Annotated in this window: 18 protein-coding genes; 8 read left to right on the forward strand and 10 right to left on the reverse strand. The window is 60.4% G+C overall.

Annotated features, from left to right (window positions below; all coding sequences use genetic code 11):
- Positions 1-72 precede the first annotated feature (72 nt).
- The 3 genes from C7H08_RS08740 (at position 73) to C7H08_RS08750 (ending at position 3679) form a co-directional block, all read left to right on the forward strand.
- The gene (locus C7H08_RS08740) at positions 73-1392 is read left to right on the forward strand and encodes a substrate-binding domain-containing protein (RefSeq protein WP_106671341.1); all 1320 of its coding nucleotides are present in this window, start codon (positions 73-75) and stop codon (positions 1390-1392) included.
- A 96-nt stretch (positions 1393-1488) separates the two neighbouring features.
- Positions 1489-2784, forward strand: coding sequence for a pyridoxal phosphate-dependent aminotransferase (locus C7H08_RS08745; protein WP_106671342.1), 1296 nt, complete (start codon positions 1489-1491; stop codon positions 2782-2784).
- A gap of 49 nt (positions 2785-2833) precedes the next feature.
- Positions 2834-3679: an inositol monophosphatase family protein gene (locus C7H08_RS08750; protein WP_106671343.1), complete on the forward strand. Its 846-nt coding sequence runs from the start codon at positions 2834-2836 to the stop codon at positions 3677-3679.
- A gap of 25 nt (positions 3680-3704) precedes the next feature.
- Here C7H08_RS08750 and slmA read toward each other — a convergent pair whose 3' ends face one another.
- The 9 genes from slmA to C7H08_RS08795 form a co-directional block, all read right to left on the reverse strand.
- Complete coding sequence (slmA, locus tag C7H08_RS08755) at positions 3705-4292, reverse strand: nucleoid occlusion factor SlmA (protein WP_106671344.1); 588 nt, start codon at positions 4290-4292, stop codon at positions 3705-3707.
- A 119-nt stretch (positions 4293-4411) separates the two neighbouring features.
- Positions 4412-5221 carry a thiazole synthase gene (locus C7H08_RS08760; protein WP_106671345.1) on the reverse strand — a complete coding sequence of 270 codons (810 nt, stop codon included), beginning with the start codon at positions 5219-5221 and terminating at the stop codon, positions 4412-4414.
- Between the two features lie 63 nt (positions 5222-5284).
- Entirely contained in the window at positions 5285-5485 is a 201-nt protein-coding gene (gene thiS / locus C7H08_RS08765) for a sulfur carrier protein ThiS (protein ID WP_106671346.1), read from the reverse strand.
- 17 nt (positions 5486-5502) lie between these two features.
- Positions 5503-5877 (reverse strand): DUF423 domain-containing protein, encoded by a 375-nt coding sequence (locus C7H08_RS08770; protein ID WP_106671347.1) that lies wholly within the window; start codon positions 5875-5877, stop codon positions 5503-5505.
- 10 nt (positions 5878-5887) lie between these two features.
- Entirely contained in the window at positions 5888-6691 is an 804-nt protein-coding gene (locus tag C7H08_RS08775) for a symmetrical bis(5'-nucleosyl)-tetraphosphatase (RefSeq protein WP_106671348.1), read from the reverse strand.
- A complete protein-coding gene (rsmA, locus tag C7H08_RS08780) occupies positions 6684-7514 on the reverse strand; it encodes a 16S rRNA (adenine(1518)-N(6)/adenine(1519)-N(6))-dimethyltransferase RsmA (RefSeq protein ID WP_106671349.1) in 831 nt (276 codons plus the stop codon). The genes C7H08_RS08775 and rsmA overlap by 8 nt, the downstream gene beginning before the upstream one ends.
- Positions 7511-8521 carry a 4-hydroxythreonine-4-phosphate dehydrogenase PdxA gene (gene pdxA, locus C7H08_RS08785; RefSeq protein WP_106671350.1) on the reverse strand — a complete coding sequence of 337 codons (1011 nt, stop codon included), beginning with the start codon at positions 8519-8521 and terminating at the stop codon, positions 7511-7513. The genes rsmA and pdxA overlap by 4 nt, the downstream gene beginning before the upstream one ends.
- The gene (locus C7H08_RS08790) at positions 8518-9861 is read right to left on the reverse strand and encodes a peptidylprolyl isomerase (protein ID WP_106671351.1); all 1344 of its coding nucleotides are present in this window, start codon (positions 9859-9861) and stop codon (positions 8518-8520) included. Before C7H08_RS08790 ends, pdxA begins: the two co-directional genes overlap by 4 nt.
- Positions 9862-9929: 68 nt before the next feature.
- Positions 9930-12254, reverse strand: a complete 2325-nt coding sequence (locus tag C7H08_RS08795; RefSeq protein ID WP_106671562.1) for an LPS-assembly protein LptD — start codon at positions 12252-12254, stop codon at positions 9930-9932.
- Positions 12255-12490: 236 nt separating this feature from the next.
- Here C7H08_RS08795 and C7H08_RS08800 point away from each other — a divergent pair, with 236 nt between their 5' ends.
- The 3 genes from C7H08_RS08800 to C7H08_RS08810 are packed head-to-tail and all read left to right on the forward strand — an operon-like array spanning position 12491 to position 14978.
- Complete coding sequence (locus C7H08_RS08800; RefSeq protein WP_106671352.1) at positions 12491-13537, forward strand: aminoglycoside phosphotransferase family protein; 1047 nt, start codon at positions 12491-12493, stop codon at positions 13535-13537.
- Positions 13534-14226 (forward strand): N-acetylmuramate alpha-1-phosphate uridylyltransferase MurU, encoded by a 693-nt coding sequence (gene murU / locus C7H08_RS08805; protein WP_106671353.1) that lies wholly within the window; start codon positions 13534-13536, stop codon positions 14224-14226. Before C7H08_RS08800 ends, murU begins: the two co-directional genes overlap by 4 nt.
- Positions 14223-14978: a co-chaperone DjlA gene (locus tag C7H08_RS08810; RefSeq protein ID WP_106671354.1), complete on the forward strand. Its 756-nt coding sequence runs from the start codon at positions 14223-14225 to the stop codon at positions 14976-14978. The genes murU and C7H08_RS08810 overlap by 4 nt, the downstream gene beginning before the upstream one ends.
- A 37-nt stretch (positions 14979-15015) precedes the next feature.
- On the opposite strand, the gene C7H08_RS08815 is transcribed toward C7H08_RS08810, so the two are convergent.
- The gene (locus C7H08_RS08815) at positions 15016-15972 is read right to left on the reverse strand and encodes a DUF3530 family protein (protein ID WP_106671355.1); all 957 of its coding nucleotides are present in this window, start codon (positions 15970-15972) and stop codon (positions 15016-15018) included.
- A gap of 65 nt (positions 15973-16037) precedes the next feature.
- On the opposite strand from C7H08_RS08815, the gene rpe reads away from it, so the two are divergent.
- Together rpe and C7H08_RS08825 are read left to right on the forward strand one after the other, a co-directional pair.
- On the forward strand, positions 16038-16724 hold the full coding sequence (gene rpe / locus C7H08_RS08820) for a ribulose-phosphate 3-epimerase (RefSeq protein WP_106671356.1): 687 nt from the start codon (positions 16038-16040) through the stop codon (positions 16722-16724).
- The gene (locus tag C7H08_RS08825; RefSeq protein WP_106671357.1) at positions 16721-17410 is read left to right on the forward strand and encodes a phosphoglycolate phosphatase; all 690 of its coding nucleotides are present in this window, start codon (positions 16721-16723) and stop codon (positions 17408-17410) included. Before rpe ends, C7H08_RS08825 begins: the two co-directional genes overlap by 4 nt.
- Positions 17411-17421 lie beyond the last annotated feature (11 nt).

Here is a 17421-nt window from a genome sequence, read left to right on the forward strand (position 1 = left end):
AAACAAAACTGTCATATTTTTGTAGCATTCTTTCCGCTTCACAACTCCTTGTACTGAATAGGTTTTCCTGAAATGCTTGGCTCCCTGCGCAAACCACTCTCACCCCGCCATATTCTGCTGATCAGCCTGACCTGGCTCTCACCGGCATCTGCTTTTGACCTCGAAATTCACGGTTCGAACACCGTTGGTGCCACACTCGCCCCCATGCTGGTGACCGGCCACCTGCAGCAGATGAGTGAACGCGAGGTGCGCAGCCGCGCCACCGGGCAGGAGAATGAGCAGGTCCTCAGTGTTCGTGCGAATGGCAAAAGTGTCAGCGTACTGGTGGCAGCCCACGGCTCCAGCACAGGTTTCCGGACCCTGGCCAGTGGTCAGGCTGGCGTGTGGGCATCATCCCGGCCGGTCCGGCCTGGCGAAGCGGATCAAGTTCGTCAGCAAGCCGACCTGACGGCACTGGAAAGTGAACATGTCATCGCGATTGATGGCCTGGCTATCCTGGTACACCCGTCAAACCGGATAAACCAACTCAGCATTGACACCATTGGCCAGATTTTCGCGGGAAAAATTGGCAACTGGTCGCAATTGGGCGGCGAAAACCTCCCGATCAACCTCTATGCACGCGACGATCGCTCGGGTACCTGGGACACGTTCAAGTCTCTGGTGCTTGGCAAAACTTTTCAGCTGGATGACTCGGCCCGACGCTATGAATCCAATGACCAGCTTTCCGACGACGTATCAAACGATCCTGGCGGCATCGGCTTTTCGGGCCTGGCCTCGGTACGCGGCAGCAAGTTGTTGGCGGTTTCTGACGGCAATGCCCCGGCGTTATCGCCCAATCAGCTGACCGTCGCCAGCGAAGATTATCCTTTATCCCGAAGGCTGTACCTGTACACCATGGGCGAACGTACGCCTGAACACGCCAGGGCTCTGATTGAATTTTCTTTGGGCGCCGAGGGCCAGGCCCTGGTGGCGGAGTCCGGCTTTATTTCCCAGAACCCGATCGCAGTCAAACCCCGGTTCGACGATTCGGTACCGGAAAGCTTTCGGCGCCTGACCCAAAACTACGAACGTCTAACCGTTAATTTCAGGTTCGCCGAGGGCCGCACCAAACTGGACAACAAGGCCCAGCGGGACCTGCTTCGGATCAAACATTTTCTGGATCAGCACGAGCGTTCGTCCAGCGATCTGCTGCTGATCGGGTTTGCCGACACCCAGAGCAATGAGCTCCGGGCTCAGATGATTTCTGAGCTCAGGGCGCTGTCAGTGCGCCGGGCACTGGCTCAGGCAGGTGCCGCCAACGTTGCCTATACTGGTTACGGACACTTTATGCCCATCGGCGGTAGCGGTGATCAACGCAACGGTCGGGTGGAGGTTTGGATCAAAATCCGGTAACCAGGTTTCGGCAATTGCCTACCCGAATCCAGACCACAGCGGTGGCCGTGTTTCCTATACTGCCGGTGTCACACCAACAACCAACAGACCGGGACAATGGACATCAAAAACGATCACCGTTACGCGATTAACCTGAACGTGCGGGGCATTCAGCCCTCAGCCACCCTTCGCATCAACGAGCTGAGCAACCAGCTCCGGGCCGAAGGCAAGGACATCATCAAACTGGGCCTCGGGCAGTCGCCGTTCCCGGTACCGGAACGGGTGGTCGACGCGCTCAGAGAGCACGCCCATGAGAAAGACTACCTGCCGGTCAAGGGCCTGAAGGGCCTGCGCGAAGCCATTGCCGGTTACATCAACCGCAATGAGCGCATGCGCTGCACCTGGGAAGACGTGCTGATCGGCCCGGGCTCCAAAGAACTGCTGTTCATCCTGCAGCTGGCCTACTACGGCGACTTGCTGATTCCGCGCCCGAGCTGGGTGTCCTACGCACCCCAGGCCCGCATCATCGGCCGCTCGGTACACTGGCTGCCAACCCACGCCGAGAACAACTGGCAACTGACCGCGGAGGAGCTCGACATCGTCTGCCGGGATGACCCTTCGCGCCCGCGCATTCTGATTCTGAACTACCCGTCTAACCCGACCGGCTGCACCTACACCGACGACCAGCTGCTGGCCATCGCCAACGTCGCCCGCAAGTACAAGATCATCCTGCTGTCCGACGAGATCTACGGGGAAGTCAACTTTGAGGGCCGGCACAAGTCGATCGCGCGCTACTACCCGGAAGGTACCATCATCAGCACCGGCATGAGCAAGTGGCTGGGCGCCGGTGGCTGGCGCCTGGGCACCTTTATCTTTCCGCCGGAACTGCGCCCGCTGCAGGACGCCATGGCGATCATCGCCAGCGAAACCTTCACCTCCACCAGCGCGCCAATCCAGCACGCGGCCATCACCGCCTTCAAGGGCGGCGAAGACATTAACGAATATCTGATCCAGTCCCGGCGGGTGCTCAAGGTGGTGGGCGAATTCATGTACCGGCGTCTGAGCGCCATGGGTGCGGTGGTGCAGAAACCGGAAGGCGCGTTCTACCTGTTCCCGGACTTCTCGAGCTTCTACGACAAGCTGGCCCGAAGAGACATCAAGACTTCTCAGGCGTTTTGCACTGCCCTGCTGGAAGACACTGGCGTGGCTATTCTGCCCGCCAGTGACTTCGGCTTTGTGCCGGACCACATGGGGGCACGCCTGGCCTTCGTCGACTTTGACGGCACTCAGGCCCTGGCCCTGGCCGGTGGTGACTACGCTGATCAGACCCTGGGAGAAGATTTCATCCATCAAGCCTGCCCGCGTCTGGTGGCGGCCATGGACAAGATGGAGGGGTGGCTGAACAGCTTGTAACCGCTCCGTGTTAGACTGGCACCCTCACGTTTCTGAACCCGGGGGTGCCATGTCTGATTCCATTTCTCTGCGCGAATTAACCGATTTCGCCGAAGCTCTGGCCAAAGAGGCCGGCGAGCTGATCCGCCATGAGCGCGACCAGAACACCCTGCGCACCGACTATAAGCACCAGACCGAGCTGGTCACTCACGCCGATGTCATGGCCGATGAATTCATCACCGGCGCCATCCGCGCACGCTTCCCTGATCACCGCATTCTGTCTGAAGAAACCATGCCGGACCTGTCTCAGGCGGAGTCGCTGGATACCCCGCTGTGGATCATCGACCCGATCGACGGCACGGTAAACTACGCCTACGGCCATCCTCAGGTAGCGGTGTCCATTGCCTACGCCGAAAAAGGCCAGGTTCAGGTGGGCGTGGTGCACGCGCCCTTCCCCGGCGAAACCTTCCGCGTCACCAAGGGCGAGGGTACGACCCTGAACGGCAATCCCATCCAACACAGCGGCGCCACCGACCCCCGCCAGTCCCTGTTCGCCACCGGGTTTCCGTACACCAAAGACAATCTGGAACCGCTGGTGCGCCGGCTGGATGCGATGATTCATCAATGCCGCGACCTGCGCCGCATCGGCTCCGCCGCATTGGACATCTGCTGGGTGGCCTGCGGCCGGTTGGATATCTACTACGAGAACGTCAGCCCCTGGGATTTCGCTGCCGCCCGCCTGATCGCCTGGGAAGCCGGCGCCACCGTCGGCCATTTCGGCGAAGTGCCAGCCGGCTACCCGGCCGACCTCTGGGGCCGCGACATCCTGATTTCGGCACCAGCAGTGTGGGAGCCGGTTCGGTCTATCCTGCGGTCAGCCTCCGGCTACGACCTGGGCTCGGCACCCAGCTTTTGAGGTTTGGGAGGCAGAACTCCCGACCTCAGCCCCAAACCGATTCCGAAACCAGTGCCCAGGCTTCGTCAAAGTCCGCAGACGGCAACCGGGAGAAAGACGACCGGACAAAGCGCTGAATGCGGCCTTCGAGGAAGACCATGACGAAATCGGCACCACGGGCGGCGCTGGTGCGGGGCCGTAAGCCCTGGCGGATTTCGCCTTCTTTGAGGGCCTGCCGGATCTGGGTTTCCAGGCGCTCGAAGAACTGGGAGGCGCGCTTGCGCAGCGACTCGTCTTCGCCCATCAGGGCATCGCCGGTCAGCACACAACACAAGCCTGGGTTGCGCTCGGCGAACACCAACACCAGATGCACCAACTGTTGCAGGCGAACCCGAACGTCTTCCTGCTCCTGCAGAATCACCTGACAGCGGGAAAACACCGCCTCCTCCGCAAACTCGATCAGCGCCTCAAACATCTTCCGCTTGCTGGGAAAATGCCGGTACAACGCCGCCTCGGTCACACCCACATTTTTGGCCAGGCCGGCCGTGGTAATGCGGGCCCCCGGATCGTTTTGCAGCAATTCAACAAGCGCCTGCAGGATGTTCTCCCGCCGGCTGGGTTTCTGGTTGGTCATATCAGGACTACAGCGCTCTGGTTTCTTTTTTTAGCCGCAGACGGGCACGGACAACAACTACCTGCTCCTTTCGTCCGTGAATGTCCGTGTCGTCTGCGGCAGATTGCTAATGATTCAAATCAGAAAAACGTACCGTCAATGGGCGAAGACGCACTGGCGTAAAGCTTCTTGGGCATACGGCCCGCCAGATAGGCTTCGCGGCCGGCTTCGATGGCCAGGCGCATGGCGTTGGCCATCTTGATCGGATCTTTGGCCTGGGCGATGGCGGTGTTCATCAATACGCCGTCGCAGCCCAACTCCATGGCAATGGTGGCATCGGAGGCGGTACCCACGCCGGCGTCTACCAGCACTGGCACCTTGGCATTCTCGACAATCAGCCGGATGTTGTAGCGGTTCTGGATACCCAGACCGGAGCCAATCGGTGCGCCCAGGGGCATGATGGCAACACAGCCCATGTCTTCCAGGCGCATGGCCAGCAGCGGGTCGTCCGAGCAGTACACCATCACCTTGAAACCGTCTTTAATCAGTTCTTCCGCCGCGACCAACGTTTCCGGCATATTGGGGTACAGGGTTTTGTGCTCACCCAGCACTTCCAGTTTGACCAGATCGTGACCGTCGAGCAGTTCCCTGGCCAGTCTGCAGGTACGCACCGCGTCTTTGGCGGTGTAGCAGCCGGCGGTGTTGGGCAGGATGGTGTAGGTTTTCGGGGAGATCACATCCAGCAGGTTCGGCTCGTCCGGGTTCTGGCCCAGGTTGGTGCGACGCACGGCGACGGTGACGATTTCGGCGCCACTGGCTTCGATGGCGTGGCCGGTTTCCATCAGATCGTGGTATTTGCCGGTGCCGACCAACAGACGGGACTGGTAGATCCGGCCTGCGATTTCCAGGGGCTTGTCTTCGGGGAGCTGGATTTGCGGTGTGTCTGTCATAACCTACCTGAGTTCAGTGAAAAGAAGGATGCGTTCGGGAGCGCAATCAACAGGAACCCACCATCACCCGCCGCCAATGGCGTGCACCACTTCCACCCGGTCGCCTTCGCTCAGGGCGAAGTCCGGGTGCTGGCTGCGGGGAACAATGTCTTCGTTGACCTCGACCGCCAACCGCTTTCCGGTCAGCGTGAGGCGCTCAATCAGGGCTGCGATGGTGGCTCCGTCAGGGAGCTCCATGCCTTCACCATTAACCTGTACCTGCATGATTCGGATAACCTCCGTTATTTTTTCAGGGCCGCTGCCACCAGCAGGGCCCAGCCAATCATGAAGCAGACACCACCGATCGGGGTAACCGGCCCGAGCCAGTGGGCACCAGACAGCACCAGCAAATACAGACTGCCGCTGAACAGCACCATGCCGGCCAGCAAGAAGCCACAAGCGATTACCAGCAGTCGGCGCGACAGGCCCAGCGCCGGCATCAGACTGGCGGCGACCAGCATCAAGGCGTGATACATTTGATAGCTGACCGCAGTCTGGAACACCTCCAGGCCCCGTTCACTGACCACATGGCGCAGTCCGTGGGCGCCAAATGCGCCGGCCATGACCGCCAACAAGCCAGCCAACGCGCCGATCGCCAGCGCCCAACGAATCACCATCGCTTGTGAGTTAACTGCAGTCACAGTGAATCAGCTCTCCGCTGTCAAGATTCATTAGAGTCAGGGCACCGCCCCACACACAGCCGGTATCCAGGCCGATAAAGCGTTCATGGCCAGTATGGCCTTCCAGTGCGGCCCAGTGGCCGAAGATGACTCGCACGTTGTCCGGTCGGGAATAGGTGAACCAGGGTGCATAACCGGCGGGGGCGTTGTCCGCGGACTCTTTGGTGGCCAGTTCCAGGCTGCCGTCCTGGGCAATAAAGCGCATTCGGGTGAAGTAGTTGGTAATCACCCGCCACCGGTCCATCCCGGTGAGGGTATCACACCAGCGTTCTGGCTGATTGCCGTACATCTGGCTGAAATATTCCCGGGCCTGGTCGCCACGGATCACCGCTTCCACCTCGCGCGCGCGGGCCTCCGCCTGATCAAGGCTCCAGATATGGGGCAGGCCGGCGTGAGCCATCACCAGATTGCGGGCGTCATCCCGGACCATCAGAGACTGCTGACGTAACCACTGAATCAGCCGGTCGTGATCCGGAGCCTCCAGAATATCGTGCAGGGTGTCTTTCTTTTTCGGGCTGTGGCCACCCAACGCTAATGCCAGCAAGTGCAAATCATGATTGCCCAGCACCACCACGGCAGCATTACCCAGGCCTTCAATGTAGCGCAGGGTTTCCAGGGACGATGGCCCGCGGTTGATCAGGTCACCGGCGACCCAGAGCCGGTCCCGGGACGGCGAGAAGTCCACTTTTGCCAGCACATCGCGCAGGCGATCATAGCAACCCTGAATATCGCCAATGGCGTAGTCAGTCATTACTTACCTCGTCAGCTTCTGAATTCAGTGACCCAGAGTCTACCAGCAGGTCAGCGATCTTGACGAAATCGGCCAGGCTCAGGTTTTCCGGGCGCAAGCCATCGTTGATGCCGAGGGAGTTTAACTGTTCGACGGTGACCAATGCCGCCAGCGCCTTGCGCAGGGTTTTCCGGCGCGCGTTGAAGGCGGTACGCACCACCGCCTGCAGGGTTTTCAGGTCTTTCGCCGGGTGCGGCAGCACTTTATGGGGCACCAGCCGGACAATGGCGGAGTCCACTTTCGGGGCCGGTCGGAACGCGCCCGGACCTACCTCGAACAAGGGCTGCACCTTGCAGAAATACTGGGTCATGATACCCAGACGGCCATAGTTGTTGTCGCCCGGTGTCGCCGCCATCCGCTGCACCACTTCCTTTTGCAGCATGAAGTGCATGTCTTGCACCACGCCGGATTGCGTCAGCAGATGGAAAATCAGCGGTGTCGAGATGTTGTACGGCAGGTTACCAACAATGCGCAGGGGGCGATCGGTGACCAGCTGGCTGAAATCAAAACTGAGCGCATCCGCCTCGTGAATCCGGAACTCCGGGTAGTTGAAGAACTTGGTGCGCAGCACCGGAATCAGATCCCGATCCAGTTCCACCACCTGCAGGCGCGGATTCACCGCCAGAATTTCTTCGGTGATGGCGCCCAGGCCAGGGCCAATCTCGACCATGGCATCGTCGGGCTTGGGGCTGATGGAGCGAACGATTTTCTCGATCACGCCGGGGTCGTGCAAAAAATTCTGGCCGAAGCGTTTACGGGCTTTGTGGCCGTGCTGGTTACTCATGAGGGTTCTCCGGCCTTGGCCGCCCGGCGACTGCGGGCCATGTGTTCGCCTACGCGAATGGCGGTGTGCAGGCTGCCGGCATCGGCCTTGCCGGTGCCAGCCAGATCCAGGGCGGTGCCGTGATCGACCGACGTGCGCACAATGGGCAGGCCAAGGGTAATGTTAACGGCGCGGCCAAAGCCCTGGAATTTCAGGACCGGCAGGCCCTGGTCGTGATACATGGCCAGTACCGCATCGGCATCGTTCAGCCAGTGCGGGGTAAACAGCGTGTCTGCCGGCAACGGACCGGTCAGCTGAATCCCTTCCTGGCGGAGCTGGTCCAGCGTGGGTTCAATCACCTCGATCTCCTCCCGGCCCAGATGGCCACCTTCACCGGCATGAGGATTCAGCCCAGCCACCAGAATGCGCGGCTGCTGAATACCAAAGAAGGTTTTCAGGTCGGCATTGAGAATACGGGTTACCTGTGTCAGCCGCTTCGGAGTAATCGCCGCCGCCACGTCTTTCAGAGGTAAGTGAGTGGTTACCAGAGCCACCCGCAACTCATCGGTGGCCAGCATCATCACCACCCGCTCAACACCGCAGAGCGCCTGCAGAAATTCGGTGTGGCCACTGAAGGCAATGCCGGCGTCGTTGATCACACCTTTGTGCACCGGCGCGGTCACCATACCGTCAAAGTCGCCGTTCAGGCAGCCGTTGGCGGCGACGGTCAGGGTGTCCAGCACGTACTGACTGTTGCCGGTATCGAGCTGGCCGGCAACGGTGCTTTGGCAGCCGTCTACCTGGCACACTGACAGGTGACCTGCACGAGTTTGCGGCGCCTCGCCGGGTTGCCAGTCGTGCAACGCTACCTGCAGGCCCAGTTGTTTGGCGCGCTCAGCCAGCAGCGCTTTGGCGGCGACCACCACAATGCCGGCACTGCGGGGTTCACCGGACAGTTGCAGGCACAGTTCCGGCCCGATGCCGGCCGGTTCGCCGGCGGTCAGGGCCAGAATGACCGGATGACTCATGATGGGTCGCTTTCCTCGCGGGCCGGGTCCAGGTCGGCGTATTCGCCTTTGAACTCGACAAAGGCTTCGTCGCGGATCTCCCGCAGCCAGTTCTGCAGCTCGGTTTCAAATTTCCGCTGGTAGATGGCCTGGCGCGCCTGGGATTGGCGGTTTTCGGCGGTCACATCTTGCTGACGGCGCTCTTCCACCTCAAGAATGTGCCAGCCAAACTGGGAACGGACCGGGCCGGATAGTTCGCCAACCTCGGCGTCCAGCATCGCCTGTTCAAAGGCCGGAACCATCTGGCCGGGACTGACCCAGCCCAGGTTGCCGCCATCGGAACCGGACACCGGGTCGTCAGACAACTCACGGGCCAGGGTGGCAAATTCAGCGCCGTCCTGGAGTTGGCGATAGATGTCCCGAATCCGGGTTTCGGCCTGCGCCTCGGTAACCGCTTCGGACGGACGCACCAGAATGTGACGCACTCGATGCTGCTGGATCACCATTTGCTGCTCGCCGCCACGCTTGTCCATCACAATTACCAGGTGGAAGCCGCTGTTGTTTTCCAACACCTCGGACGGCACACCAACCTCCATCTCCGGCACAATCGGGGCCACCAGGGAGGGCAGCTGGCTGTCGGTGCGCCAACCCATGTCACCGCCTTCAAGGGCGTTACCGGCGTCCGATTCGGCTACTGCAACTTCCCGGAAATCACGACCGTCGAGGATTTGCTGACGAAGGTTCTGCGCTTTGGCCCGAACCTGGTCAACCTCCGTCTCATTGCCCGGGTCATCGACCTGAAGATAAATGTAAGCCAGACGGTACTCGGCGGCATCCGGACCACGACCAGCCTGGGCCTGCAGGTAGTTCTCCACCTCGCGGTCAGTGATCCGGACCCTGTTACCCACCCGGCGCTGCTGAACACGGCTTGACAGCATCTCGTTGCGGATCTGCTCTCGGGCCTGCTGATAGGTCACACCCTCTTCCGCCAGTTGTTCCTCAAACTGGGCCAGAGTCAGGTTATTGCTGCGGGCGATGTTGCTCAGGGTTTCGTTGAGCTCGTTATCGCTGATACGCATACCCATCTGGCCCGCCATCTGCAGCTGAATGGATTCGGAGATCAGTTGATCCAGCACCCGTTCTTCCAGCAATTGGCGAGGTGGCAGGCCGGTGCCTTGGGCGCTGAGCCGGCCGACAATGGTATTAACGCGAGCGTTCAGCTCGGTCTGCAGGATCACATCGTCATCGACAATGGCCACCACCCGGTCCAGCACCTGTCTTTCAGCATGGGCTGTCACCGACAGGGCCATCATGGCCATCGTCAGCAGCAGGATCAGTCCGTGGCGTACAGTCGCCTTCATAGTCACCTCTTGGGTTGTTGCATTCTGTGCCAACGGTCCGGGAACAGGGCCGATGGCTTTAGTTCGTTTTAACGGCGCTGAGTTCCAAACCGCCGGCGCTCGCGTTCGTCATAGCCGTAAATGGCATCGGCAATGTTGTCGGAGGCACCGCCACTGCCGCCAAGTCCTTTCAGCTCGATTCTGAACAGCACCTGGTTATCCAGTTGCTCATCATCGGTCAGGTAGCTCTGATGCACCACCTGAACACTCCAGCAGCAGTTGTTGTATTCAAGTCCGGCCAGGGTACCGACCGTCCGGTCCAGGCCAGAATCATAAACCCAGCGACCAATGGCACTGAGGCGGTTGGTCACCGGGAACACCATGCCAATGTCCGTCTGCTCAAGATCTTCCGGGCGGCTATAGGTGTGACCCAGGGTCGCCAGGTACCGGTAATCCTGTGAATGGAAGATCAGCTGACTGCGGCCTTCTTCGGTGTTGCCGGTGTCGTGATCCCAAAGCCCGGAGCTTCGGATTTCCAGATTCTCAATCGGGTTCAGCACCAGTTCACCCGCCAGCGGCGAGCTGCTGCGATCGGAGCTTCCCTGACCGAACAGGTCTACTTCCCGGTCATCAAAATAGTGTACCTGACCCAAGCTGACCCGCGCCCGCTCGGCGCCGGTCAGCAGATCGTTGAAACGACTGGTCAGGGCGACCGTGAGCTGGTTAGCATCGCCTACCCGGTCACCCCCGGTAAAGCGGTCGCGCTGGAACAGCTGGTCAAAGCGGAAGCTTTTCAAACCGGTGTCAAAATCCGGAATGTCGTTCTGGTCCGCTTCAGCATCGGCCCAGGCATAGTATAAACGGGGCTCAAACGTCTGATTGTAGGGAATGTCGAACAGGCTTGAACGGCGATCGAAATACAGGCCGTTGTCCCACTCAAACACCGGCACGGTGCGATCAAAACTGCTGTCGCCCAGGGTGTAATCTTCCAGGTCGTAGCGGGTGTAATCCAGGCTAACCGATGGCCGACTGAAGCCCCACAGGGCCCGCATGGGCAACGCCAGTTCCGGAACCGCTCGCACCCGCTGGCCATTGGCCCGGTCAAGACCGGTAAGCGTGTCGTTGTCGCGATAGAACCAGGTGTACTGGCTTTCCAGAGCGGCCTCAAACATTCCCAGCCCAACGGTGCCTGCATAAAGCACCTCCGGCAACTGAGCGTAGGGTTTATCGACGTCGGCAATGCGCTCGGTGATGGTCTGATAGCCGTTCAGATACGCATCAAAATACTGGTTCTGGCCAGCGTAGCGCACGCCACCCCGCCGTTGCAGATGCGTGGCCTGGTTAATTTCCAGCGAGCGGTTCAGATCACTCAGATAGTCTTCATCAGACACCACCGAATAATCACCGTAGCCCGTCCAGCCGCCACCCAAACGCGCCAACGTGCTGAAATCCAGTGCCCAGCGTTCGCCATCGGCCCCGGGATAATCGTCTTTATAGGCGGAATCGTCATTGATGTAACCGACCTGCAGCACCGACTCCCCGAGCCGGCTCAGATAACGCCCCTCGGCCTCGGTAAACAAACCACGGCCATGGATGTACTGCGGCGTCAGTGTGGCGTCGTAACGGGGCGCCAGATTCAGATAATACGGCAGCGCCAGGAAACCACCGCTGCCGGCGCTGGAAGAGCCGAACTGGGGGTACAAAAACCCGGTCTTGCGGCGGTCATCAATGGGAAAAGTAATGTAGGGCCAGTAAAACACCGGCGTATCCAGCACCTCAAGACGCACGTGCCGGGCCGTGCCGAAGCCTTCCGCCTGATCCAGCTCGATATCAGACGCCACGATGGCCCAGTCATTCTGGCCAGGGCCGCAGGTAGTCAGCAGGCCATCGGTGATCAGGACCTGATTCTCACCAACCCGGGACAGTGAAGCTGCTTGGCCGCGCATCTCGGAGTCATGCAGCAAAAAAGTGGCCGTGTTGATGTCGAGCTGGCCGGACTGCACCGAGTAACGGGCACTTTCACCGGTTAGCAGAAATCCCTCGCCGCGGCTGACCAACGGCCCCTGCAGGGCCACGTCACCGGACCGGGTGTCATACCGGGCTTCTGAACCGGTGGCCTGGAAACTGCCCTGACGCACGCGCACATCGCCCTGCAGATACAGCTCCGCATCCAGCTCGTATCGGGCGTTGAGCGCACTGGCTTCCAGCGGTGCCGAACCCGACCCGCCTTCCGGGAACAACGGCACCTGAGCACCAACTGATCCGGAGGGCAGATAGCCGCCGTCACAGAAAACCGGTAACTGCGCCTGAAACTCTGGCGGCAACTGGTTTTTCGGGCGCCAGTCAATCTCGGCGGCCGTCAGGGCCTGGCCCGTTTTTTCCTGCGCCACAGCCACCACCGGAGCCAGCGCCATCCCCAGCAAAAGCCCGATAACGCTGGGCTTGAACCATAACAGGTGACGGTAGTGACTGGGCACGGGGGCGTAGTTCCTGTCCGGATGAATGATGGCTCAGTAAAAACAGCTGCCTAGTTTACACGCGCCCCACGGCCTTGTTAACGGAAACACCGCTGCAAATCCGTTTTACGCTCTTTATACTCCTCTGCTAACGTTCGCTATCTATCAATAAACTCAGGAAGCACCGCACAACCATGGATATCCGTCTGCAACGGCTGACCGAATGGGTCAGGCAACGCCCCGGCTTTGATACCGCCAGCCCCGAGCCGGTTTCCGGTGACGCCAGCTTCCGCCGTTATTTCAGGGCATGGCAGGAGATACCCGGCCAGCCTCGCAAGCCATTTATCATCATGGATGCACCGCCTGAGCATGAGGACTGCCGGCCCTTTGTCACCATTGCCCGGCACTGGCGCGATCACGGCATCAACGTTCCGGCCATCATCGCCGAGGACCTCGAGCAGGGATTTCTGCTGCTGGAAGACTTTGGCGACCAACTGATGCTGACAATGCTCACGCAGGCCAACGCCGATACTCTGTACCTGCAGGCACTGGATGAACTGGTGCGCATCGGGCAAATCCCTGACCAGCCCGACCACTCCCTGTCGCCCTACGATGAGGCGTTACTGGACCGGGAAATGGCGCTATTCCCTGACTGGCTGCTGGAAAAGCACCTGCAATTGCCCCTGGGCAATCTGGACCGAGCCATGCTGAACACCGCTTTTGCCCTGCTCAAAGAAAGCGCCCTGGCGCAGCCTGCGGTGGCAGTGCACCGGGATTATCATTCCCGAAATCTGCTGATTCTTCCTGGCCGCGAACAGCCGGGTGTGATTGATTTTCAGGACGCCGTGCGCGGCCCGGTCACCTACGATGTGGCCTCACTGCTGAAAGACTGTTACCTGCGCTGGCCCGAAGTCAAGGTGCGGGAATGGTTGGAACACTACCGGACCATCAGCCTTGAGGCCGGACTGCACCGCGCCGATCCCGATACTTTTGCGCAATGGTTTGAATTGATGGGCATGCAAAGGCATCTTAAGGCCGCTGGCATTTTTGCCCGCCTGGCCATCCGCGATGGCAAAACCGGCTACCTGGGAGACATCCCCAGAACCGTCGGTTACCTGCGCGATGCCAGCGCCAGACAGCCGGCGTTGCGCCACTTCCATGAATGGCTCTGTGAGGTGGTAATTCCTGCCATTGAAAACCGCATCGGCCCACTTCCTGCCCCCGAGACTGCCCAGCCGTGAAAGCCATGATACTGGCCGCCGGCAAGGGCGAGCGGATGCGACCACTGACGCTGCACACCCCCAAGCCATTGTTGGTGGCCGGTGGCAAAGCGCTAATCACCCACCATCTGGATAACCTGAGCAGAACAGGCTTTCAGGAGGTGGTGATTAACCACGCCTGGCTCGGGCAACAGATCGAGCAGCACCTGGGCAACGGCGAACAGTTTGGCCTTGAGATCCGCTACTCGGCCGAGGGCGAACCTCTGGAAACCGCCGGGGGCATCGTCCGGGCACTGCCGCTACTGATCGAAGGCAGCGATGGCTGGTTTCTGGTGATCAACGGTGACATCTGGACTGACTTCCCACTGGGGCAATTGCAACCACCAGCCAACCCGGATTGCGACGCGGTTCTGGTGATGACCGACAACCCGGCTCACCATCCGGACGGCGATTTTCACCTTGGCCCTGACGGCGTTCTGAGCGCCTGCGGAGCCGACAAGCTGACCTTTACCGGCATCAGTCTGCTACACCGAAGGCTGTTTGCCGGGCTGGACGACAGCGCCGGCAAACTGGGCCCGGTGCTGCGCAACGCCATGGCCAGACACAGGGTGCAGGGGGTGCAACACCATGGCCAGTGGATTGATGTCGGCACGCCGGCACGACTGACCGAACTTGATCGTTTGCTCACAGAGGGCAAACTGCCATCATGACCAAGCCCAGCGTGCCGCCGTTACCGGCCAGGATTGAATCCGCGTTCGCCGACCTGCTCCGAGAGCTGTCCAGCTGCGGCCACCAGGCCAGCGTTCTGATCGAAAGAGCCAGGCTGCCAGGCTGGTACCGCAAACCCTTATTCTTTTTGTTAGGTTATATTGCCAAGGCCGATGGCCGGGTGATGGACGCCGACATCCGATATGCCGAGTCGTTGATGAAAGCCTTGAAGCTGTCCACTCGGCAACGTAAAAAGGCAATCGAACAGTTCCGGCGAGGTAAGGACAGCGACCACTTACCGCTGGGACAGGGCGTTGTGCTCCGCCTGATGTCCCGGGTGTGGCCGAGCCCCGCACTGAAGACCGCAATCTGCCTGTGTCACGGTGCCCAGGTGATGGGGCAACCGGGCAAGACTCGCCGCTATCGCTGTGAAGACGCCGTTGACCAACTCGGGTTACCGACAACGGTGAGTGACGACATTTTCGAGAGTTACGCCAGCAAAGTCTGGATTCGCAGCAGTCAAAGCGCCAACAAGCCCAGCACCTACGAGCAGGCTTGCCTGATTCTGGGCGTGACCCGCAGAGATGACCTGGAAACGGTCAAACGCACTTATCGCAAAAAAGTCTCGGCTTGCCACCCGGACAAACTCGCCCAGCAAAACTTGACGCCATCCGAAGTGGCCATGGCCAAAGATCAGCTATTACGCTATCAGCAGGCCTGGGACCTGATCAAACAGCGGCACCGCCCGCTGTGATTCATCCGCCAGGGCCATTCCTGCAGACTGGCCGGGTTTAGCGGCCCAGCCAGGCACTGATGCGACTGGCCAGGCGGTCGGCATCGGATGGTTGTGGCGGGCCTGCCAACGCAATCGACTGACGCTGATAACCGGCCACCTGCTGTCGCCCAAGGTCAGCGGCGCGCGCCACCCCCTGGCTGCGGGCTTTGCCATGCGCGCTGTGCAGATCCAGTACCTGCCAGGGCCGATCCGCGGCCAACATTTCCGGCAAGGCGGCCAAGCGATCGGTAGGGAAACGAGGTGCCAGCCAGATCACGCCCGCCAGTGAATTCCGACCGACAGCCCAGCCTGTGACATAGTCGGCCGACCAACCGATGCCGGCAACAGCCGGTTGTTCATAACCTCGCCGCTCCATATCTTCGGCGGCCGCATCGAGCAGTTCGCGCACCGCATTGCGATAGTCCGCAAGCAATTCCTGGAGTGCATCGTCTTCCGCCACATCAATCATCACTGAGGCCTGATCGTCATCGTCATCCGCGCCCTCAAGCCTCCGGGGTTCCGGCACGCCGGGCTGCTGCCGGCGACGAACGAGACTTTGTGGAGGCGGCCTGAGCCCCAACGTCATCACCGCAAATCCGCGCTCGGCCAAGGCCTGGAGCAGCGGGCCAGACAAGCCTTCAGCGGCGGTCTGACCTTCGTTTGCCAGCACAATCACCGCACCCCGTCCCGGCGTTTTCAGTTCTGGCTGAAACAGCGCCAGCGCCCGGCCATCGTCCTCCAGATCCAGCCACACTGCCCGTTCGGGATAAGCCTTGGCCAGTGCCCACTCACCCAAGCCAGTCATCGACATGGCCCGCCGCTCGGCAACCCGCTCATTGGCCATGTCAGGCTCCGGCTGATCCTCCTCCTGAGCCTGCGCATTAACGGACAGCCCCGCCAAAACCAACCAGCAAACCCAAATCTTAGCCCGACTGCGTATCAATTCCGTGTACCTCACGCTGCGAAAATCCATGGCAAACTGCTAGACTAGCAGGGTTCCTGTGCAACCGATAATTCACCTGATCGAGAGAGCCCTTGATGAACCCTTTTCTGATTGCCCCATCCATCCTCTCTGCCGATTTCGCCCGTCTTGGCGAGGAAGTCGATAACGTACTGGCAGCCGGTGCCGATGTAGTGCACTTCGACGTGATGGACAATCATTATGTCCCCAACCTGACCATCGGGCCCATGGTGTGTGAGGCACTGCGCAAGCACGGAGTCACCGCACCGATTGATGTGCATCTGATGGTGTCGCCGGTGGACGATCTGATCCGCATGTTCATTGATGCCGGGGCCAGCTACATCACTTTTCACCCCGAGGCCTCCAATCACGTCGACCGCTCCCTGCAGCTGATCCGGGACGGTGGCTGCAAGGCCGGGCTGGTGTTTAACCCCGCCACCTCGCTTAGCCACATGGATCACGTGATGGACAAACTCGACATGGTGCTGATGATGTCGGTCAACCCGGGTTTCGGTGGCCAGAAGTTCATTCCCGGCACCCTGGACAAGCTGCGCGAAGCCCGCAAGCGTATTGATGCCAGCAACTACAACATCCGCCTGGAAATCGACGGTGGCGTCAAGGTCGACAACATTCGTGACATCGCCGAAGCCGGCGCCGACACCTTTGTCGCTGGTTCTGCCATCTTCAATACCCCGGACTACAAAACCACCATCGACGCGATGCGCGAAGAGCTGGAGCAGGCCCGCAAGGTCATCGGCGGATGAGTCTTAAAGGCCTGTTCAACGCCCGCTGGCCTGGCTGTGCCCTGTTTGATCTGGACGGCACGCTGGTCGACAGTGCGCCCGATCTCGCAGCGGCGGTGGATCAGATGCTGGCCCACCTGGGTCGGAGCCCGGCCGGATTGGCGAACGTGCGCAACTGGGTGGGTAATGGCTCCGGCGTCCTGGTACGCCGGGCACTGGCTCGCCAGGTCGACTGGGAGCCACCCGCGGCGAAAGACGATGCGCTCTATAACGATGCTATGGCGATTTTCTATCACGCCTACCGGCAACTGAATGGCCAGCAAGCCGCTGTGTTTGACGGCGTAACCGATTGCCTGGCGCACCTGAAAACCCTGGGCTGTCGAATGGCGGTGGTCACCAACAAACCGGACCAGTTCGTGGCACCTTTGCTGCAGCAGACCGGGCTTGAGCAATACTTTGAGGTGATCGTAGGCGGTGACACCCTGGCCGTCAAAAAACCAGACCCAGCGCCACTGGTGCACGCCATGGAACAGCTGGGCGGGACCCGGGGCACCACCGTGATGGTGGGTGACTCTGTGGCCGACGTCAGCGCCGCCCGCGCGGCCGGCATACCCTGCGTCGCGGTTCGCTACGGCTACAACTTCGGCAGTTCTGTCGACAGCCTCGGCGCAGATGCGGTGGTTGATTCGCTGACTGAGCTTTTGTAAACATGCAGATC

The sequence above is a fragment of the Marinobacter halophilus genome (genome assembly GCF_003007685.1).
In the GTDB taxonomy this organism is placed as follows: domain Bacteria; phylum Pseudomonadota; class Gammaproteobacteria; order Pseudomonadales; family Oleiphilaceae; genus Marinobacter; species Marinobacter halophilus.